Raw genomic sequence first — 21,128 nt, 5'->3', positions numbered from 1 at the left:
AGGGCATAAATTTGAGCAAGGCAAATACCTTAAAATACTTTTTATTATCACAATATTTAGAGCCAAAAACCTTAGACGAGCCAAAAAGGACAAATACCAAATTTAAAAAATCAATAGACCTTGACATTACAAATTTTGATGAGAAATTTCTACAAATTTTAAGGGCATTTGATAGCTCGCTTTTAAAAAATGGTATAGAAATTTCTATTTATGGCGGTATTTTTGAGACTGATTTGCTTGCCATTTATATCTCAAAGCTAGCAAATTCAAAATTTGAAAAAGAGCAAATTTTGGATGAGCTGCGATCTGAGCAAACGAGCTTTGATAAGGCATTTTGCTATAAATTTAAGCTTACTGGTGATTTGGTATTTTGTAAAGATGATCAAAATTTTGCTTTAAAAGATGTAAATTTAGATGATGATTTAACTCCGTTTTTTACACCAAACTCGTCTGATGATCTTTTCATCTCAACAGCTCCTTGGGCAATGGCTCGCCTAGATCATCTAAAAGAGATAAGCCAAAGTGACTTTAGCAAAGAGTGCGAGCGCATAAAAGACAAGCTATCTATCTATAAAGAAAAAATGGAATTTGGCAAATATATAAAGCTTATAAACGATGAGCTAAAAAGTGCACTTAAAACACCATTTTGTAATGATTTCTTAAGGCTTGAAATAAAGATTATAAATCCAAATTTTAAAGAAAATGATAGCCTTTTAAATAGCTTTTTTATAGATGATATAAATTTGCTTATAAAATTTTACGAGTCAGGCAGGACGCATGAGCTAACGGATCAGTTTTTGGACGAGGGCAGTGAGAATAAATTTGAAAGACTTGATGTAAGGGATGAGCAAAATAAAAGGCTTGTTAGAGATTTTTTTAAAGCAGAAGAGTATCCAAGATCGGCCTTTGCTAGTGACTTCGCTCTAAATTTTTCACAGCAAATTGCCGTTAATAACATCATTAAAAAATTTAAAGAAAAAAGTGGTGGAATTTATAGCGTAAATGGCGCTCCAGGCACTGGTAAAACAACGCTTTTAAAAGACGTAATGGCTGAAGTTGTTACACTTAGAGCGATGAAGCTCGCACAAATGAGTAGACATGATATCTTTTCTCCAGTTCGAGATAGTAGCGATAAGGTGCTTTATTTTACTCTAAATAAAGAACTTCAGGGCTATGAGATGGTTGTTAGCTCTTGTAATAACGGTGCGGTTGAAATTTTAAGTAAAGAGCTTAGCCAATTAAAAAGCATCGGTAGTTACGCAGGCGAGATTGATTATTTTAAATTTATAGCTACAAGGCTTCTCTCGGCCGATGAAAAGACAAATTTTGGAGAAAAATCTTTTATCTCAAAACCTGCATGGGGACTTTTTTGCATACCTCTTGGCTCAAAGCAAAATAAGTTAAATTTTATTTTTAACGCGATTAATGGCGTAAAGATCGAAAAAACGCATAGTCAGTTTGAAGATGTTTCAAAAGAATTTAAAGAATTTATAGAACAAGATGGTTTTTTGATGGGGCTTGGCAAATACTTGGCTACTGGAGAAGGAATTGATGATTACGACGAGGCAAAGGAGAAATTTAATCAAGCCCTATACGAAGTAAATCTACTTTTTAGCGAGATCAGGATCAAAGAAGAGGAGCTAAAAAGTATAAATAGTGAGCTTATAAATATCGATAAAAGACTTGATAACTATAATTCAGCAAGGCAAATAGACGAGCTTTTAAGGCCACTAATAGATGAACTAGATTTGAGCAAAAATGAGCTAGAGCAAAAGACTACTGAAGCTAACGAGCTAACAAAGCTTATTGACCAAAATGAAATTTTACAAGAGTATCTCAGTGCGCCTCCAAAGCCATTATTTTTTATTTTCCAGCAAATTTTAAAGACACAAGCTTTTGAAAAATATAACAATGAAGCGCAAAAAGTTAGTGAGATAAATCGCCAAATAGCTGAGCAAAATTTGAAAGCAAGTAAGCAAAATAGTGAAAATAAAGAGAAGAATGAAGCAAAATTAAACGAACTAAAAGCTCAAATAACTCAGCTTGAAGAGAAAATTTTAGAACTTAACACCAAGATAGACCATCTCAACAAACTTAATGGTGACTTTGTTAGACGTCAAAAATTAATTGGCAGAAGTGAAGAACTTGATAGCTTTTTAAATGGTACTTTTAATCAGAGCAATGAAGAAATACAAAAGAGTATGCCATTTATGATGGAGCTTGATCTTGATGAGAAATCCTACAAGACAAAGCTTTTTAACGCAAGAATCAAGCTTTTTAAAGAAGCACTTAATCTGCATAAAGCTACTATCTTTGCTTGGAAAGAAGCTGTTAGAACAAATTTACGAGCTCTTAGCGTTATATTTAATGATGAAAAAATGGCTGAGAAAAACGGGCTTGAGGCTAAAGATAGACGTGAAATAATAAAAGGATTATTTTTACTAACGCCAGTTGTTAGTTCTACTTTCGCATCTTTTAATAATACCTTTAAAGAGCTACTAAATGGCGATATAGGTTTGCTCTTAATAGATGAAGCAGGGCAGGCAAATTTAACTAACGCATTAGGTGCATTGCTTCGTTCGAACATGGCTGTGGTGGTTGGTGATCCACTTCAACTTGAGCCCGTTGTAACATTGCCACCAGCTTTAAATAACGCCATTTTACGCTACTGCGATGCAAAAGATGAGTTTAATCTACTAAAATCATCAGTTCAACTTCGAGCCGATAAAGTACAAAATATTGGTACATATATAAAAGGAGATGGTAAGTCCATTTGGGTTGGTTCGCCACTTATCGTTCATAGAAGGTGCGCCAACCCTATGTTTAAAATTTCAAACGAAACAACATATGATGATATGATGATACTTGGTAGAGGTAGTGAAAGCAAACTTAGTGATCCTAATATCAAAACAGAATGGATTGATGTTAGTAGTGATGAATGGATAGGTAATTATAATAAAGCTGAAGGCATGATCATTAAAGAGCTTTTAGATGGTAAGCTAGCCAAGCTAAAAGATAGCATTAAAATAATAACACCTTTTAAAGATGTTTGTAAAAATTTAAAAGGGGCTGGTACCATTCACACTATGCAAGGCAAAGAAGCCGATGTTGTTATCTTTGTCCTTGGCGGTGCCACAAAAGGCGCTAGAGCATGGGCTGCTAGTACGCCAAATTTACTAAATGTAGCACTAACAAGAGCAAAAGAGGTTGTTTATATAGTTGGTAACCGAGAAAATTGGTCTAATTTGCCATATTTTAAGGTAGCAGCTAGAAAAATAGATAAAGGACAGATTTGAATCATTTTGCAAAACGCATAATCCCATGCCTTGATGTAAAAGATGGCAGAGTCGTAAAGGGTGTAAATTTTGTAGGGCTTGTCGATGCTGGAGATCCTGTCGAAATAGCCAAAAGATACAATGACGAGGGCGCTGATGAGCTTTGCTTTTTAGATATCACTGCCTCTCATCTTGGGCGTGATACGATAGTTGATGTCGTAAAAAAGGTCGCAAGTAAGCTTTTTATCCCACTAACAGTTGGCGGAGGTATACGCACGATCGATGATATCTCTCGCCTTTTAAATGCTGGCTGCGATAAAGTAAGCTTAAATTCATCAGTTATACAAGAGCCAAATTTGATTGATGAGGCAGCTAAGAAATTTGGCTCACAATGTGTCGTAATTGCGATCGATGCGAAGAAGATCGAAAATGGTTATAGTGTTTTTATAAATGGTGGCAGGATCGATACCAAAAAAGATGCCTTTTCTTGGGCGAAAGAGGTCGAGTCGCGTGGAGCAGGGGAGATATTGCTAACGTCCATGGATAACGACGGTGTCAAACAGGGTTTTAACCTTGAGCTAACAAAGGTATTTAGCACGCTTTCTATACCAACTATCGCAAGTGGCGGCGCTGGTAAGATGGAGCACTTTAAAGAGGCTTTTGAAGTCGGGGCTGATGCGTGTTTAGCTGCTTCGATCTTTCACTTTGGCGAAATCGAGATAAAAAAGCTAAAAGAGTATCTCAAGACAAATGGCGTTGAGGTTAGGCTTTGATGTTAGTTATCTCAGCAGGAAAAAATGAAATTTTTGACTTTGCTTTGCCAATGGGTGTGGGGCTAGTTGATATGGCGATAAATTTGACAAATTTTTTGCAGAAACGAGCATGTATTGGAGCGGAAGAAAAGGGCATAAATTTAAAAAACATTGATCCTCACTATCTTGCAAAGATCGAGGCTAAATTTGCAAACTCATCAAATCCAGAGCTGCAAAATCTAAGCCAAAATTTGTCAAAAAATCCTGAACGAAATTTATACCAGATGCCAGAAAAAATAGTTTTCGTTGGCTCGGCAGGTCTTTATAAAGACGGTGAAATTTTACAAATTTATGAAAGTTCGGTTGGGGCAAATATTGAAATTTCTAGCGTAGAAAATAGATCTTATTCACCGATTGAGTATGAAATTTCTTCTATAGTTTCACGTGGAACTATCAAAACAAATTCATCAAATTTCATAACTACAGACAAAAATTTGGCTCATAAGATGTTTGAAAAGGGTTATTTTTTAGAAAATATGGAGTTTTTTTCTGTTCTAAAAGCGGCTCAAATTTTTAAAATTCCGGCTTATGGAATTTTCATAGCGACAAATTTTTGTAATAAAAATGCACATACTGATTTTATAAAAAATCACGCAGAGGCCAAGAAAATTCTAACAAAATATATAAAGGAAAATATGTGATAAATTTGCTTGATCTTAGTATCGATGAGCTAAAAGAGTTAGTTTCTCCATCATTTAGAGCAACACAAATCTATGAGTGGATATATAAGAAAAATGCAACCGATTTTAGCCAAATGCTGAATTTGCCTAAAGATATGCGTCAAGATCTAGCTGAAAAATTTTATATCGATCCTTTAAAATGTGTAAAATTTGAGCAAAGTAGCGATGGTTCGATTAAGTATCTTTTTGAGCTAAAAGATGGGCTAAAGATAGAGAGTGTCTTACTCCCGATGAAGGAGGAGATTAGTGATGAGAATGGAAAGGTCAGTCGCCATGCTCGTTATACGGTTTGTGTTAGCTCACAGGTTGGCTGTAAGATGGGATGTGCTTTTTGTCTAACAGCAAAGGGCGGGCTTGTTAGAAATTTGACTGCAGGCGAGATCGTTGGACAAATTTTATGGATAAAAAGAGAGAATAAGATACCTTATGAAAGACGTATAAATGTTGTTTATATGGGTATGGGTGAGCCACTCGATAATCTTACTAACGTTAGTAAAGCTATCAAAATTTTAGCTCTTAACGAGGGTCTAGCCATATCGCCACGTCGTCAAACAGTTTCAACTAGTGGCCTTGGTAGCCAGATAAAAAAGCTTGGTGAGATGGATCTTGGCGTGTTATTGGCCATATCGCTTCATGCTGTTACTAATGAGCTTAGAAGCCGTCTAATGCCGATAAATAAGGCGTATAATATTGAGGCTGTTATGGATGCCGTTAGGGGATTTCCTATCGATATGCGCAAGCGTGTAATGTTTGAATACCTTGTTATCAAGGATTTAAACGATAGCGTGAGTGATGCTAAAAAGTTGGTAAAACTACTTCATGGTATAAAAGCGAAGGTAAATCTTATATATTTTAATCCACATGAGGGTAGTGAATTTGGACGACCTGAGCTTACCAGCATGCTAAAATTTCAAGAATATCTAAGAGATCACGGTGTTACTTGTACGATCAGACAGAGTAAAGGCCTTGATATAAGTGCGGCTTGTGGACAGCTAAAACAGCGAAATGAAAATCCAAAATTCAGAATTAACGTTAGCGATAAGAACGTAGCTAAAATAGAAGAAAAACCGACTAACGATAAAACTAACGTGAGTAAAAAATGACAGCTCTTGATATCGCTGAGATAGTTTTTATATGTATCGTAGTTGGAGTTGGAGTCTTTGGACTTATTAAAGTTATATCTGGAGAGAAATAGTAGTTTTAAAATTTTTGATTAAGATATTAAAGCCAAACTTATGCAAGTATAAACTAAAGTTTAGCTTATAAAATCTACTCGTCAAAGGTTTTATTTTTGCTGTGATAGTAGTAAAGATATATAAGTCCAATAGGCGCGATAAATATAGCAAAGCCAAAACATATAAGCATAGTTATAATTTTGGTTGCAAGTAAAAATAATGCATTTACAAAAAAGACATTATTCCCAAAAATAAAATCGACTATACTTTCATAAACAAAACGCGAATACGGATAAATTAGAGCATTTATCGCAAAAACAATAGCCACTAAAATCGATGCTCTACCTAAATTGTAAAACATATATATAAAAAATACCGCCATTATAGCGCCAAAAAATAGATGTCTTAAATAATATGACATACTAAGTCCCCCAAATGTCTTTTTGATGATTTTATTCATCTTGCCTCCTTTTAAATATTTAAATGGAAATATTACCTGTTATGTTCTTAATAAATAATAAATTAAAGGAATAGTTACTTATATTTAAATATAAGTAAGAAATATTTACTTTGTTAAAAGTTATAAAGCTTTACTTTAAAATCTCCCAAAAAGTAGGATCAAGAATGGCAAATTTAACACAACGTGATATGGCTGGGATTTTAAAAGTAGACGCAAAAACTATCTATAATTGGAGAAAAAATAAACCAGAGCTTTATAGAATAGTAGTGCTAGGTTTTAAATTTGATGAGTTTTTAGCACAAAGTAGAGAAAATTTAATAGAGTTAGAAAAACTTGCAGAAGAAAATAAAACCCTTAGGCTAAAATAAAACTTTCTTTTGCAAATTTATAAAACTCACTTTCGGCTTCAAATTTGCTTTTAATATTGTAAAAAATTTCATCAAATTTAAAAGAGATCTCATCCGAGTGAAGTAAGAGCCTCTTTGCCCCAGTTAAATTTATCCGCTCACGCTCGCTTATCTCTTTGTCTAAAATTTTCTCGATCTGCGGACGCGACAAACCATAAAGTGGTTCGCCAAGGATCTTGTGTTTCACATGAAACAAATGCAAGCGAATTTGATGCTGCCTGCCAGTGAGTGGTATAGCACGAACCAAAGTCGTATCGATATCGTCAAAATACTTTATAGGCAAAATTTTAGTCACAGCGCTCTTGCCGTTTTCGCAAATTTGCATTCGCATTTTCACATCGTCGTAGTTGTTTGCTAGATCCATCTTAGCATCGATCGTAAATTCTCGCTCGACCTTGCCTTGCACCATCGCGACATAGCTTTTAGAAACCTCTCGGTTTTCAAAGATTTTCTTTAGTTTTATCGTAGAATTTCTATCTTTGCCCACGACTATCACGCCACTTGTTTCAAAGTCCAGCCTATGTGCCACGCTCGCATCTCGTCCAAAAAGCGTGTAAATTTCGTCATTTAGCGAGTAGTTGCAGTGTCTGCCATTTGGGTGGCTCAGCACACCGCTTGGCTTGTCAAATACCGCAAAGCTCTCGCACTCAAAGATCGGCTTTAGTCCCTTTGGCTTGGCCTCATAGTCGATCAAAAAAACATCGCCACACAAAATGGCATTTTTCTCGCTCACGACACTGCCGCCACAGATCAGCCTACCTTTGTCGATGAGACACTGGGTTTGGCTCATGTTAAAGCCATTTTGCAGTAAAATTTCGTAAGCTTTTTGATGATCTGCAGTGACGATAAATTTATTTACATAGGGCAAAATTGATCCTTTGAAAAACGAGCGAGCTATCTTAAGCCCAAATTTATAAGCGTATAACCGACATTTCAGCCCGGATTTTATATAATCAAAACTTAAATTTTATAAAATTATACTATGTGATTTTTAGCTTTCAAGGCTAAAATTTACTTTTATGATAAAGAAAACTAATACAAAAGGTTCAACAATGGTCGAAAGATACTCACGCAAGGATATGGCTGAAAAGTGGAGCATACAAGCAAAATACGATGCTTGGCTCAAGGTAGAAAAAGCTGCCGTTAAGGCTTGGAATAAGCTCGGCTTTATAAATGACAGTGATTGCGAGAAAATTTGCAAAAACGCTAAATTTGAAGTGGCTCGCATCGACGAGATAGAAAAGACGACAAAGCACGATGTCATCGCTTTTTTAACAAGCGTCAGCGAGAGCCTTGGCGAGGAGAGTAGGTTTGTGCACTACGGTATGACCTCAAGCGACTGCATCGACACAGCCGTCGCACTTCAGATGAAAGAGAGCCTAGAGCTCATCATTAGTGACGTAGAGGAGTTCATGCAGGCGGTCAAAAACAGAGCAAACGAGCATAAGCACACGCTCATGGTCGGCAGAAGCCACGGCATCCACGGCGAGCCGATAACTTTTGGCCTTGTGCTTGCCATCTGGTATGACGAGATCGCAAGGGCTCTAAAGCTCATCAAAGATGCAAAAGATACTATCAGCTACGGCAAACTCTCAGGCGCTATGGGAAATTTAGCCCACGCTCCGATGGAATTTGAAGAGCTGACATGTGAGGAGCTAGACCTCAAAGCTGCCCCAGCATCAAATCAAGTGATCCAGCGCGACCGCTACGCACATGTGGTAAGCGCTATCGCTATCTTGGCTTCTACTTGCGAGAAGATCGCAGTTGCCATTAGACACTACCAAAGGACGGAGGTTTATGAGGCGGAGGAGTATTTTAGCCCAGGACAAAAGGGCTCAAGTGCTATGCCACATAAACGCAATCCAGTCCTTAGTGAAAACATCACCGGCCTTTGTAGAGTGCTACGCTCATACGTCACACCTGCACTTGAAAACGTCGCCCTTTGGCACGAGCGTGACATCAGCCACAGCTCGGTCGAGAGATTTATCCTACCAGATATGTTTATCACCGCTGATTTTATGCTGGTTCGCATCAAAAATTTGATAGCAAATTTAGTCGTCTATCCAGAAAATATGATGAAAAATTTAAATTTAACAGGTGGCTTAGTCTTTTCACAGCGCGTGCTTTTGCAGCTACCACAGCGTGGAATCTCTAGAGAGGATGCTTACAAAATCGTTCAGCGCAACGCCATGAAGGTCTGGGCGGACTTACAAGAGGGCAAAAAAGCGATAGACGAGCAAGGTCACAGTCTATTTTTACAAAATTTGCTAAACGACGAGGACCTAACTAAGAGCCTTAGCAAAGATGAGATCAAAGAGTGCTTTGACTACAACTACTACACCAAAAATGTAGATAAAATTTTCGCTAGAGTCTTTGGTAAGTAAATTTAAATGCAAGAGGCAAATTTATGCTTCTTGCTTCAAGACATCGCTTCAAAAATTTTTACAATCATTTTAAAATAAGATCAAATTTTTTAATTTTTTAAAAATAAAATATTATTTTTCGAATTAAATTTTATATCTAAAATCACTTTTTTAACAAAGAGAGTTTTTATCTCCTTTTGGATAAAATCCCAAATTAAAATTTAACATGGAGAGATATTTTTGAAAGTTATAAAACGTAATGGCAGAACAGAAGAGCTTGATATAAGTAAGATTAAAAAATATACAAATGAAGCCGTTTTTGGCCTTAGCAACGTAAGCCTTAGTGAACTTGAAGTAGATGCGAAAATCCAGTTTAGAGATATGATAACGACTGAGGAAATTCAGCAAACTCTTATAAAAACAGCAGTTGATAAGATCGACATCGACCGTCCAAATTGGACATTTGTCGCTGCGAGACTATTTTTGTTCGACCTTTATCACAAAGTAACCGGCTTTAATGGCTACAACCACCTAAAAGACTACCTCGCAAAGGGCGAAAAGGTAGGCCGCATCATCCCTGGGCTAAAAGAGAAGTACGACTTAGAGGATCTAAACGCTTACATCAAGCCTGAGCGCGACCTTCAGTTTGCATACCTTGGTATCAAAACGCTTTATGACCGCTATCTCATCAAAGATAAGAATGGCATGCCAATCGAGCTTCCACAGCATATGTTTATGGCGATCGCGATGTTCCTTGCGCAAAATGAGCTAGACAGCCAAGGTTGGGCGAAGAAATTTTACGATCTCATCTCTAAATTTGAAGTGATGCTCGCCACTCCGACGCTCTCAAATGCCCGTACGACGCGTCACCAGCTAAGCAGCTGTTACGTAGGCAGCACGCCTGATAATATCGAGGGCATTTTTGATAGCTACAAAGAGATGGCGCTACTTTCAAAATTTGGCGGCGGTATCGGCTGGGACTGGAGCAAGGTGCGTGCGATGGGCGGCAGTATCGACGGACATAAAAACGCAGCTGGCGGTATCATACCATTTTTAAAAGTGACAAACGACATCGCAGTAGCGGTCGATCAGCTAGGCACTAGAAAGGGCGCGATCGCCGTTTATATCGAGCCTTGGCACATGGACGTGAGCGATTTTCTCGATCTTCGTAAAAACTCAGGCGAAGAGAGACGCCGTGCGCACGAGCTTTTCCCTGCACTTTGGATAAACGACCTATTTATGAAGCGTGTCAAAGAAAATGGCCGCTGGAGTCTTTTTGACCCAGCTCAAGTAAGCGACCTTTGCGACCTTTACGGCGAGGAGTTTGAGAAGAGATACTTGGAGTATGAAAACGACGAAAATATCCAGAAAAACACCATCCTTGCAAAAGAGCTTTGGAAGAAAATTTTAACTAGCTATTTTGAAACTGGCATGCCATTTTTGTGCTTTAAAGACAATGCCAACAAAGCAAATCCAAACGACCACGAGGGCATCATCAGAAGCTCAAATTTATGCACTGAAATTTTCCAAAATACAGCGCCAAACTACTACAAGATCAAGATCACTTATGAAGATGGCGGCGAGGAGCTATTTGATGAAGAAGAAGACGTCACGGTCGATAGCGGCATAACTAAAAAAGCCAAAAAGCTTAGCGCGCTTGATAGCCTAAAAGGTAAGCAAATTTTTATCGTAGAAAAAGAGAGTATCGAGGGCAAAACGGCGGTTTGCAACCTTGCAAGTATAAATTTAAGCAAGATAAATAGCAAAGAGGACATCGAGCGTGTCGTGCCGATAGCTATCAGGATGCTTGATAACGTTATAGACCTAAATTTCTACCCACACAAAAAGGTAAAACACACAAACCTATCATCTCGCTCGATCGGCCTTGGTGTCATGGGCGAGGCGCAAATGCTAGCTGAGAAAAACGTAAAATGGGGCAGTTATGAGCATTTGGCGCTCATTGATAGCATAATGGAAAACATAAGCTACAACGCGATCTATGCTAGCTCAAATTTAGCCGTAGAAAAGGGCGTCTATCCAAAATTTGAGGGCTCAAAATGGAGCAAAGGCATCATGCCGATAGATACCGCGAACGAGAACGCAAAAGCCCTTTTAAACGACAAAGGTGGGCTATTTGACGAAAATGTCTGCGACTGGGACAAGCTAAGAGAAAGGGTCAAGCGTGACGGCATGAGAAACGGCTACCTAATGGCGATCGCTCCAACTAGCTCGATCTCTATCCTTGTCGGCACTACTCAGACCATCGAGCCAGTCTATAAACGCAAGTGGTTTGAGCACAACCTAAGCGGTATGATCCCAAATGTCGTGCCAAATTTAAGCCCTGACACTTGGCAGTTTTACACGCCAGCTTACGAGCTTGATCAGAGAATTCTCATAAAAGCAGGTGCGATCCGCCAAAAATGGATCGATCAAGGGCAAAGTCTAAATATCTTTATGAGCCTAGACAAAGCAAGCGGCGGCTATCTAAGTGAAATTTATATGCTTGCATGGGAGCTTGGACTAAAATCAACTTATTATCTACGCTCTGAGTCGCCAGATAGCGAAAAGCTAAACGACGTAGCTGACCGCTCGATCGAATGTGAGGGATGTCAGTAAATCTTATTGGATATCTATGACTTTTTACCATAGGTATCCTTTGTATCCACATTAAAAACAAAAGGTAATTATTTTGTCCAGCTTAACAGATATTGAAAAAAGATATTTAGAAACGCTTTTTGAAATGGATACTGGCTATGTTTTAGATTTTACTGATCGGACTTTTTACGATTTTATACAAAATATCACTGGAATCGATATACATGCTATTAAATATAACATTTATGGAAGTTCCAAGGCCAAAAAATTAAGAGCCTTTTGGTAAACTGAAAGCGACACAGTAAATGGAAGAGTATTAAAGAATTTATTGGAACGCTATAAATTTAATGTTGATAGCGGAAGGATTAAATTTAACGAAAAAATTTACAGTGAATGCATAAAAATCACCAATAGGCTTCTTGGTGTTCAAAATACTATAGATTCGAAAGATGAATTATTAAAGAAAAAATTTGATGACATTAATATTAAAGATTTAACTTTGGATTATGGACTAGAAAAGGTCTTGGAGTATAGAGTTACAGAGATAGATAAATGCTTGGGTATCGGTGCATATATGTCAGCAATTATACTATGTGGAAGTATCTTAGAATGTCTTTTGTTAAACTTTATGCTAAAAAATCCAAAATAATTTAATGTATATAACGAATCTCCAAAAGACAAAACTGGCAAAGTGAAACCCTTTCAGGATTGGAAACTAGCAGAAATGATAGATGTATCTGGCGGGATAGGGATTTTGTCTCAAGATACTAAAAAATTTTCACACGAATTAAGAAATTTTAGAAACTATATACATCCTATGGAACAGATGGCTAATAATTTTAAACCTGACGACCAAACGGCTAAAGTTGCTTTTCAGGTTTTAAAAATGGCTATTTTAGATTTAAAAAAGCAAAGAGATACGAAACTATAATAGTATTAGTCTAACCTAATTATCTTATAAGAAATGATTAATTTTTAAAATTAATGTAACAAATAATAATTTATATTATATACCCTTAATAAAGTAAATATATCATTTAAGAAAACTTTCCAAAATTTTATATTTTTTGATAAATATTATTAAACAAAATAAAATAGTTATCTATTGTTTAAGCTTTCTTGTCCTATACTTTTAAACTTTATATTGAAAAATTTAGAAGAAAGAGCGAGTAATGCGTGAGATTTTGAAGAGAGATGGCACAAGACAAGAATTTGTAGCATATAAGATAGTAGATGCGATAAAAAAAGCATTTGCTAGCGAAAATTTAGCTTATGATGAGAAAGTTTTTACAAATGTTGTCCAAGATATCTTTCAAAAATCAAGCGCGATAACAGTCGAAGACATCCAAGATGCGATCGAAAAAGAGCTATTTAATAGCGGATATTTCGACGTTTTAAAGAGCTTTATGCTCTACCGCCACACTCATAAGCTTCAGCGTGAGCAAATTTTAGGCCTAAATGACGATACGACTTACATAAATTCAACTCAAACGATAAATGAGTATATAAACGGCACTGATTGGAGAATTTCTGCAAACTCAAATACAAGCTATTCAAACGCAGGCCTTATAAATAACACCGCTGGCAAAGTTATCGCAAACTACTGGCTAGACGCTGTTTATAGTAAAGAAGAGGGCCTAGCCCACAGAAACGGAGACTACCACATCCATGACCTTGACTGCCTTACAGGGTACTGCGCTGGCTGGAGTTTGCGAGCCTTGCTAAATGAGGGCTTTAACGGCGTTCGTGGCAGAGTTGAGAGTAAAGCACCAAAGCATTTTAGAGAGGCACTTTATCAAATGGCAAATTTCTTAGGAATTTTGCAAAGCGAGTGGGCTGGCGCTCAGGCGTTTTCTAGCTTTGATACCTACCTTGCACCTTATGTTTTCAAAGATGATCTAAGTGACGCTGAGATCAAAAAGGCGATAACTAGCTTTATTTTCAACCTAAATGTGCCTGCACGCTGGGGACAAAGTCCATTTACAAACGTAACTATCGACATCACTTGCCCAAGCGACCTAAGGGATCAGATCCCAACGAGCGATGATATACACCTCTTTACAAATATAAAAGATGAAAAAATTTTGAAAAAAGCAAACGAGCGTGGCAGAGAAAAACTAATCGATATGACTTACAAGGACTTCGAGCCTGAAATGGCACGCATAGATAAGGCATTTTACGAGGTTTTAACAGCTGGCGATAAGTGCTCACAGCCTTTTACATTTCCGATACCAACGGTAAATATCACAGAGGATTTTGACTGGGATAGTGAAGTGGCGGATGTGCTCTTTGAAAATACTGCCAAAATGGGCTCAAGCTACTTTCAAAATTTTATCGGCTCACAATACACTTATGACGAACATGGCAATAAGATAGAAAACGAAAAAGCCTACAAACCAGGACATGTTCGCTCTATGTGCTGCCGTTTGCAACTTGATCTAAGGGAGCTTTTAAAACGAGGCGGCGGTCTTTTTGGTAGTGCTGAGATGACAGGCTCTATCGGTGTTGTCACTATAAATTTAGCTCGCCTAGGATACAACTTCAAAGGTGATAAAGTCGCGCTTTATAACAGGCTAAGCTATCTTTTGGAGCTTGCTAAATCGACACTTGAAAAGAAGCGCAAATTTATACAAGAGATGTATGACAGAGGGCTTTATCCTTATACGGCTAGATATCTAAAGCACTTTAACAACCACTTTAGCACGATCGGTATAAATGGCATGAATGAGCTTCTTAGAAATTTCACAAATGATAAGGAGAATATCTCAACAAAATTTGGACGTGATTTTGCTATTGAGATGGTCGAGTTTTTACGCGACAAGATAAGGACATTTCAAGAAGAGACTGGAAATTTATACAACCTTGAGGCGACTCCAGCTGAGGGCACAACATACCGCTTTGCCAAAGAGGATAAAAAGCGCTATCCAGACATCATCCAAGCAGGTGGCGGGGAGAATATTTACTACACAAACTCAACCCAGCTTCCAGCAAATTTTACAGATGATGCTTACGAGGCACTTGATTTGCAAGATGATCTTCAGACTTCATACACTGGTGGCACAGTATTTCACCTTTATATGAAAGAAAGGATCAGCTCACCTAAAGCTTGCAAGGAGCTTGTAAAGAGTATAATCTCAAATTATAAGCTTCCATATATCACGATAACGCCTGTGTTTAGTGTTTGTTCAAAACATGGTTACATTGCAGGAGAGCATGAATTTTGTCCGCTTTGTGATGCAGAATTAATAGAAAAAGAGAAAAACAATTCCAAATAAGGAGAGGAAATGACAGAAAAAGAAATTTTAGAAAAAGTACAAGATAAACGCACAAAATGCGTAGTCTATACTCGTGTTATGGGTTATCATCGCCCAGTTGAGAGCTTTAACCTTGGTAAAAAAGGCGAGCATAAAGAGCGTATTAAATTTGATGAATACGCAAGTTGCTGCAAAAGATAATCACTGCAGCCAATAAAAATATAAAAACTCAAATAAAAAAGGCACAATCTTCTGTGCCTTTTAAATCTCAAAAGGTCCATAAATTTGCATAAAGTCTTTAGTATAACGCCATTTACTACGCTTGATTATCCAGATAAAGTGGCTGCAGTAGTTTGGTTTGCAGGCTGTAATATGCGATGCGTGTATTGTTACAATATAGAAGTTGTAAATTCAAATGGCAATATAGAAATGGATGAGGTTTGTAACTTCCTAGATCGCCGTATAGGTAAGCTAAACGGCATCGTCTTTAGCGGTGGCGAATGCACGGCAAATCCTTTATTTTTAAAACTTGCAAGAGAGGTTAAGTTAAGAAATTTTTGCCTAAAGGTCGATACAAATGGCTCTCATATTGAGATTTTAAAAGAGGCGATAGGCGAAGGGCTGATTGACTATATTGCACTTGATTTTAAAGCGCCAAAAGAGAAATTTACGGGCGTAACTGGCTCAAATTTATATGAAAAATTTATTAGCACGCTAAAATATCTACTTGAGATAAATTTTGATTTTGAAGTAAGAACAACCGTGCATGCAGATTTTTTAGATGAAACAGATATTTCTTTGATGTCTGAAATTCTTTATGACCTTGGATATAGAGGCAATTATTATTTGCAAAAATTCCTTAGCACAGGTGAAAATTTTGGAAATTTAGTTGATGCTAAAAGTAGCTTTGATCCGAAAAAAATCATCTCAAAACTTCCTATCAAACTAAGAAATTTTTAAATTTCTACTCATTATTTTTAACAAAAATTTTTGCTTTGCAAAACTATAATCATTAAAACTAATAAGGAGAAAATATGCAAAATTTTAGCTTTTTAAACCCTACAAGAATAGAATTTGGCAAAGACAAAGAGCAAAATATCGGCAGATACATGAAAGAATTTGGCGTTAAAAAGACGCTTATCATCTATGGCAGCGATAGGATCATAAAAAATGGCCTTTTTGATGTCGCAGCAAAGAGCCTAAGTGCAAATGGCATCGAGTTTTGCAAGATAGGCGGCGTGAAGTCAAATCCAGTGCTAAGCAAGGTAAATGAGGCTATAAATTTAGCAAAAAAGCAAGGTGTCGATAGCGTGCTAGCCATAGGTGGTGGCTCTGCGCTTGACACGGCAAAGGCCGTGGCTGCTGGAGTTAAATATAGTGGCGACGTTTGGGACTTTTTTACCGGTAAAGATCCAAGCGAAGCGCTTATGATCTTTGACATCATAACGCTTGCAGCAACTGGCTCAGAGATGAACGGCGGCTCGGTCGTCACAAACGAAGCCACGAAACAGAAATTTGCTATGCACGGAGCTTGTCTTTACCCAAAAGTATCGGTGGTAAATCCACTACTTCAAGCAAGTGTAAGCAAGGAGTATTTGGTCTATTCGGCTTCCGACATCATCGCTCACAGTATCGAGGGATACTTTACGGCAAGCATTCAGTCTGAGATCATAAATTTATACATCGAAGCAAATATTAAAACTGTTATGAAAACGACTGAAATTTTACTAAAAGAGCCGGGTAATTACGATGCTAGAGGCGAGTTTGCCTGGGCTGCTACGATGGCGCTAAATGGCTTAACTTACGTTGGCACAGCTGGCTACTCATATCCAAATCACATGATCGAGCACGCCATAGGTGCGGTGGTTGATTGCGCGCATGGGGCTGGGCTAAGTGTAGTGATGCCAGCTTGGATGAAGTGGTATAAGAGTAGAAATTTAGAGGCATTTAAGCGCTTTGGCAAAGAAATTTTTGGCGTGGATGACGCAGACGCAGGCATAGAGAAGCTAAAAGAGTGGTTTAGCAAGATCGGCACGCCAACAAGCCTAATTGAGATCGGCGTTGATGAGTCAAATTTAGACGAGATCATGGCGCTAGTTTATGACTACGCCAAGGGTAGGGGCTTGGAGCAAATTTATACAAAAGAGGCAATAAGTGAAATTTTTGCCTTAGCGAGATAGAATTTATCTAAATTTTACAAAGGAAAGATATGAAAAAGATCGCCCTTATAGCTGGAGCTAGCGGTGCTTTGGGAAGTGAGATTTTAAAAAATTTATGCGTGAGCGAGCACTATAGCAAGGTTATCGCCCTTGCTAGGCACGAGCTAAAATTTACTCATGAAAAGCTTGAAGTAAAGATAGTAAATTTTGATGATTTTAAAGATGAGGTGCCATTTATCGCTGATGACGTATTTTGCGCGCTTGGCACGACGATGAAAGCAGCAAAGCACAAAGAGCAGTTTTATAAAGTCGATGTGACCTATCCGATAAATTTTGCGAAATTTGGCTTGGAGTGCGGTGCAAAACGTTTTGTCTTGCTCTCGGCTGCAGGTGCTAGTAGAAAGTCAGGCTCGTTTTACCTAAAGGCAAAAGGTCAAGCAGAAGCAAAGATAAAAGAGCTTGGATATAGCTCATTTCACGTCGTTAGGCTGCCGCTTATTGAGGCTGAGAGGAAAGAATTTAGACTTGGCGAGTACATGGCGATAAAGGCGTTTAAATTTATCCCAAAAGGCTTTTTTGACGAGTATCGTCCGATGAGAGCGGCTGATATCGCTAAAGTGATCGTGCAAGTAGCGCAAGATGACCACAGCGAGGGTGTGAAAATTTATAGTCCGATGGAGTATGTGAAGTGAAAAGATACATCGCCATCACTGGAGCTAGCTCAGGCATAGGAGCGGCCGCGGCAAAGGCATTTGCAAGGCGCGGGGAGAATTTGATCCTTGTTGCAAGACGGGGCGAGCTTTTAGAAGAGCTAAAAAGCGAGATAGCTAAATTTGCAAATGTCGATGTGGTCATAGAGCTTTGCGACCTTTCAAAACAAGAAAATGTCCTCTCTCTTTGGCGAAATTTAGAAAAATTTGAGCTAAAAGCGCTTATAAACAACGCTGGCTTTGGCGACTATAACAAGGTCGGCGAGCAAAATTTAGAAAAAATCACGCAGTTGATAAATTTAAACATCATCTCACTTGTCACGCTCTCAACGCTCTTTACTAAAAAATACAAAGACAAAGATACACAGCTTATAAACATCTCTTCGATAGGTGGCTATAAGATCGTGCCAAACGCCGTCACATACTGCGCTAGCAAATTTTTCGTAAGTGCCTTTAGCGAGGGACTTTACCACGAGCTAGCACAGGACAAGCAGGCAAAAATGCAGGCAAAAGTCCTAGCTCCAGCTGCCACAAAGACAGAATTTGGCATGGTAGCAACTAGCAAAGAGAGCTACGACTACGACAAAGCGTTTAAAAAGTATCACACGAGCGAGCAGATGGCGGAGTTTTTGCTTCGTCTTTATGATAGCCATTACTGCGTTGGCTCGGTGGATAGAGATAGCTTTGAGTTTAGTCTAAGTAGTCCTAAATTTGACTACGCTATCAAATACGAGCCAAAAGATAACTAGGTCTTAAAGCCCTGGTAGCCTACGCCAAGGCTAGTAAAGCAAAAGTAGGATAAAATAAAAAGGCAGATCATGAAATGCGTTAGAGTTGTTATTTTAGGGGTTTGTTTAGTAGGCGCTTGCTTTGGTAGCGAGCTTAAATTTGATGAAAAGAAATTTGAGCTAAAAAGCGTGCAAGTTGGCGATAGGATGCTTAAATTTAGAGCCTATGAAGGCATAGTCTATGTGGCAAAGCCAGCTAGCGACTATGAGGTGCTAAATTTTTACGTGCCAGAGGGTAAATTTAGCGACCAAAAAGGGGCTATCTTTATGCCAAACGCTATCGGTGGCTACATGAGCGCAATGCCACAAAAGCCAGAAATCCAAAACGAAAAGCCAAATGCCACCCTTGAAGCGCTTCTTAGAGGCTACGTCGTGGCAAGCGTTGGCGCTAGGGGCAGGACGCTAAAAGATGGCGAGAAATTTATTGGCAAAGCCCCAGCTGCGATAGTCGATCTAAAAGCGGCTGTTAGATATCTTAAATTTAACGACAAATTTATGCCAGGCGACGCAAATAAAATAATCTCAAACGGCACGAGCGCAGGCGGCGCGATGTCGGCACTTCTTGGCGTTAGCGCAAATGCAAAAGAGTATGAGCCATATCTTAAAGAGCTAGGCGCTGCAAAGGCGGACGATCAAATTTATGCCGCTTCAGCCTACTGCCCTGTGACAAATTTAGAGCATGAGGACGAGGCGTATGAGTGGATGTTTGGGGATTTGGATAAATTTGAAAGGCTTGATCTTTCAAGTCTTAACGCGAGCACTTTTAACGACAGGAGCAAAAAGCCAAAGACTATCACAGGCGAGCTAAACGCCACACAACAAGAGCTCTCGCGCGAGCTAAAGAGCAAATTCCCAGCCTATCTAAACTCGCTAAATTTAAAAGACGCCAAAGGCCACGCGCTAAGCCTTGATGAAAACGGCGAGGGTAGCTTCAAAGAGTATATAAACGCCCTTATCTCAAAGGCATTTACCGCTACAAAAAGTAGCGACAAAAACATGCTCACACCTAAATTTATAACTCTTGACACGCAGGGCTGCTCGCTTGGATATACATTTAAGCTTGAAGACTTCATCGCCTCGCTAAAGCGTGCCAAAGAGGTGGTTGCATTTGACGGCCTTGCGCTAGAAAATCCTGAAAACGACCTTTTTGGTGACAGCAAAACGCCTGCAAAGCACTTTACTAAATTTGCAAAAGAGCGAAGTGGCGGCGCGATGGCGGAGACTGGCATCATAAAGATGATGAATGCTATGAGCTACACTAAAAATAAAAATTCGGCGAAATTTTACCGCATAAGGCAGGGCACAAACGACACCGACTTAGTCCTCGCCGTGCCTGCTATGCTCGCACTTTCGCTTAAAAATGCTGGCAAAGAGGTTGATTTTGAAGCGGTCTGGGGACAAGTACATGGCGGCGACTACGATTTAGACGAGCTTTTTGCTTGGATGAAAAGAGTGGTTGAGAAATAAATTTAAGGAAATTTGATGATTAAAAAGCTATTTTTATTAGTATTTTCGGCAGCTTTTGCCTTTGGGGCGGAGGCGAAAGTGAGCTTATATGAGCTGCTTTCAACGCCAAATAACAAGAGCTTGCTAAAAGAGCTTGGCAGGGAAAATATCCTTAGTTCAAAGAGTGAGCCAGGCACGCAGGCGATCTTTTTTATGAGCGCAAAGAGTAAGCCGGAGCTGTTTTATGTGCTTGAGTTTTACAAGGACGAGACGGCTTATAAAAAACACGTAGCCTCAGCGCACTACAAGAAATTTGCAAGTGCGAGCGCTGAAATTTTAGCTAGTAAAAAGGCTTTTAGCGTAAAAAAATGGGCCGCTTTTTCTAAAAATTTAACGCCAGAGCGCCTAAAAGATGCCTACTTTCACATGACAAATTTAAGCCTTTTGGCAAAAAGCGATGCGAAATTTGAAAAGCTAGTGAAAAAATATATGCAAAAAAGCATCGATGAGGGTGCTTACGCGCAGTTTGCCTTTAGTCAAAAGGACGCACCTAGCAAATGGATCTTGGTTGAAATTTACAAAGACGAAGCTAGCTTTGAGAGCTACCGCCACAGTGAAAACTACAAAGCTTACGCCAAAGAGCGAGCCGGACTAATAGATGGATTTGACGGCTTTGGTCTAAAAAATGAGATTTCGTTTAGTAAGATAAAATTTTAGGGGATATTATGAATAAAATTTCACTTTTTACGCACTAGCACTTGTGCAGCACGGCTTTTATCATTGATAAGACAGGATGCGAGAGCTTAAAAGATGTGAAAATTTTAAACAACGAGATGATAGATACGGTGTGGAATGAAGGGGCGAAGTGCCAAAGAGCATGCTAGCTAAAAGCACAATCTACGCTAGCAAGGGATCTTTGGTATGCGCGTATCCAAAGGTGGCTACATATGTTGGCGGTGACGCGAGCAAGGCAAGTAGCTTTGTTTACAAGTAAATTTAAGGAG

General features: G+C 38.6%; 18 protein-coding genes and 1 pseudogene. 17 read left to right on the top strand and 2 right to left on the bottom strand.

Going from position 1 to position 21,128, the window contains the following annotated elements:
* The first annotated feature begins 11 nt into the window (after window positions 1-11).
* The 4 genes from CVT18_RS02550 to rlmN are packed head-to-tail and all read left to right on the top strand — an operon-like array spanning window position 12 to window position 5,870.
* On the top strand, window positions 12-3,296 hold the full coding sequence (locus CVT18_RS02550) for a DEAD/DEAH box helicase (RefSeq protein WP_103628463.1): 3,285 nt from the start codon (window positions 12-14) through the stop codon (window positions 3,294-3,296).
* Window positions 3,293-4,048 (top strand): imidazole glycerol phosphate synthase subunit HisF, encoded by a 756-nt coding sequence (hisF, locus tag CVT18_RS02545; RefSeq protein WP_103628462.1) that lies wholly within the window; start codon window positions 3,293-3,295, stop codon window positions 4,046-4,048. Before CVT18_RS02550 ends, hisF begins: the two co-directional genes overlap by 4 nt.
* Window positions 4,048-4,728: a purine-nucleoside phosphorylase gene (locus tag CVT18_RS02540; protein ID WP_103628461.1), complete on the top strand. Its 681-nt coding sequence runs from the start codon at window positions 4,048-4,050 to the stop codon at window positions 4,726-4,728. The genes hisF and CVT18_RS02540 overlap by 1 nt, the downstream gene beginning before the upstream one ends.
* Entirely contained in the window at window positions 4,725-5,870 is a 1,146-nt protein-coding gene (rlmN, locus tag CVT18_RS02535; RefSeq protein WP_103628460.1) for a 23S rRNA (adenine(2503)-C(2))-methyltransferase RlmN, read from the top strand. The genes CVT18_RS02540 and rlmN overlap by 4 nt, the downstream gene beginning before the upstream one ends.
* A gap of 166 nt (window positions 5,871-6,036) precedes the next feature.
* Here the strand turns inward: rlmN and CVT18_RS02530 are convergent, their stop codons facing one another.
* Window positions 6,037-6,402 carry a hypothetical protein gene (locus CVT18_RS02530; protein WP_103628459.1) on the bottom strand — a complete coding sequence of 122 codons (366 nt, stop codon included), beginning with the start codon at window positions 6,400-6,402 and terminating at the stop codon, window positions 6,037-6,039.
* A gap of 164 nt (window positions 6,403-6,566) precedes the next feature.
* Here CVT18_RS02530 and CVT18_RS02525 point away from each other — a divergent pair, with 164 nt between their 5' ends.
* A complete protein-coding gene (locus CVT18_RS02525; RefSeq protein WP_087581237.1) occupies window positions 6,567-6,770 on the top strand; it encodes a transcriptional regulator in 204 nt (67 codons plus the stop codon).
* Here CVT18_RS02525 and CVT18_RS02520 read toward each other — a convergent pair.
* Window positions 6,757-7,677, bottom strand: coding sequence for a pseudouridine synthase family protein (locus CVT18_RS02520; RefSeq protein WP_103628458.1), 921 nt, complete (start codon window positions 7,675-7,677; stop codon window positions 6,757-6,759). The two genes, CVT18_RS02525 and CVT18_RS02520, sit on opposite strands and share 14 nt — an antisense overlap.
* 184 nt (window positions 7,678-7,861) lie before the next feature.
* Here CVT18_RS02520 and purB point away from each other — a divergent pair, with 184 nt between their 5' ends.
* The 12 genes and pseudogenes from purB to CVT18_RS10650 all read left to right on the top strand — a co-directional run bounded on the left by purB (window position 7,862) and on the right by CVT18_RS10650 (window position 21,118).
* Window positions 7,862-9,193 (top strand): adenylosuccinate lyase, encoded by a 1,332-nt coding sequence (gene purB / locus CVT18_RS02515; protein ID WP_103628457.1) that lies wholly within the window; start codon window positions 7,862-7,864, stop codon window positions 9,191-9,193.
* A 219-nt stretch (window positions 9,194-9,412) separates the two neighbouring features.
* A complete protein-coding gene (locus CVT18_RS02510) occupies window positions 9,413-11,788 on the top strand; it encodes a ribonucleoside-diphosphate reductase subunit alpha (RefSeq protein ID WP_103629042.1) in 2,376 nt (791 codons plus the stop codon).
* A 307-nt stretch (window positions 11,789-12,095) separates the two neighbouring features.
* Window positions 12,096-12,416 (top strand): hypothetical protein, encoded by a 321-nt coding sequence (locus CVT18_RS02500; RefSeq protein WP_103629044.1) that lies wholly within the window; start codon window positions 12,096-12,098, stop codon window positions 12,414-12,416.
* 42 nt (window positions 12,417-12,458) lie between these two features.
* Window positions 12,459-12,698, top strand: coding sequence for a hypothetical protein (locus tag CVT18_RS02495; protein ID WP_103629045.1), 240 nt, complete (start codon window positions 12,459-12,461; stop codon window positions 12,696-12,698).
* 241 nt (window positions 12,699-12,939) lie between these two features.
* Window positions 12,940-15,222 (top strand): annotated as a pseudogene (locus CVT18_RS02490) (ribonucleoside triphosphate reductase).
* 84 nt (window positions 15,223-15,306) lie between these two features.
* Window positions 15,307-15,981 carry an anaerobic ribonucleoside-triphosphate reductase activating protein gene (locus CVT18_RS02480; RefSeq protein ID WP_103629047.1) on the top strand — a complete coding sequence of 225 codons (675 nt, stop codon included), beginning with the start codon at window positions 15,307-15,309 and terminating at the stop codon, window positions 15,979-15,981.
* Between the two features lie 74 nt (window positions 15,982-16,055).
* Window positions 16,056-17,201 carry an iron-containing alcohol dehydrogenase gene (locus CVT18_RS02475; protein ID WP_103629048.1) on the top strand — a complete coding sequence of 382 codons (1,146 nt, stop codon included), beginning with the start codon at window positions 16,056-16,058 and terminating at the stop codon, window positions 17,199-17,201.
* Window positions 17,202-17,230: 29 nt separating this feature from the next.
* Window positions 17,231-17,872 carry an NAD(P)H-binding protein gene (locus CVT18_RS02470; RefSeq protein WP_103629049.1) on the top strand — a complete coding sequence of 214 codons (642 nt, stop codon included), beginning with the start codon at window positions 17,231-17,233 and terminating at the stop codon, window positions 17,870-17,872.
* Window positions 17,869-18,639 carry an SDR family NAD(P)-dependent oxidoreductase gene (locus CVT18_RS02465; protein ID WP_103629050.1) on the top strand — a complete coding sequence of 257 codons (771 nt, stop codon included), beginning with the start codon at window positions 17,869-17,871 and terminating at the stop codon, window positions 18,637-18,639. The genes CVT18_RS02470 and CVT18_RS02465 overlap by 4 nt, the downstream gene beginning before the upstream one ends.
* Before the next feature lie 69 nt (window positions 18,640-18,708).
* Window positions 18,709-20,145, top strand: coding sequence for a subtype B tannase (locus CVT18_RS02460; RefSeq protein WP_103629051.1), 1,437 nt, complete (start codon window positions 18,709-18,711; stop codon window positions 20,143-20,145).
* Window positions 20,146-20,160: 15 nt separating this feature from the next.
* Window positions 20,161-20,841: a putative quinol monooxygenase gene (locus CVT18_RS02455; RefSeq protein ID WP_103629052.1), complete on the top strand. Its 681-nt coding sequence runs from the start codon at window positions 20,161-20,163 to the stop codon at window positions 20,839-20,841.
* Between the two features lie 148 nt (window positions 20,842-20,989).
* Window positions 20,990-21,118, top strand: a complete 129-nt coding sequence (locus CVT18_RS10650) for a hypothetical protein (protein ID WP_258032912.1) — start codon at window positions 20,990-20,992, stop codon at window positions 21,116-21,118.
* The last annotated feature ends 10 nt before the right edge of the window (window positions 21,119-21,128 follow it).

Source organism: Campylobacter concisus, assembly GCF_003048405.1.
GTDB classification, from domain to species: Bacteria; Campylobacterota; Campylobacteria; order Campylobacterales; family Campylobacteraceae; genus Campylobacter_A; species Campylobacter_A concisus_Q.
Note: the sequence above shows the minus strand (reverse complement) of the source record. Positions and strands in the feature narration are given on the sequence as shown.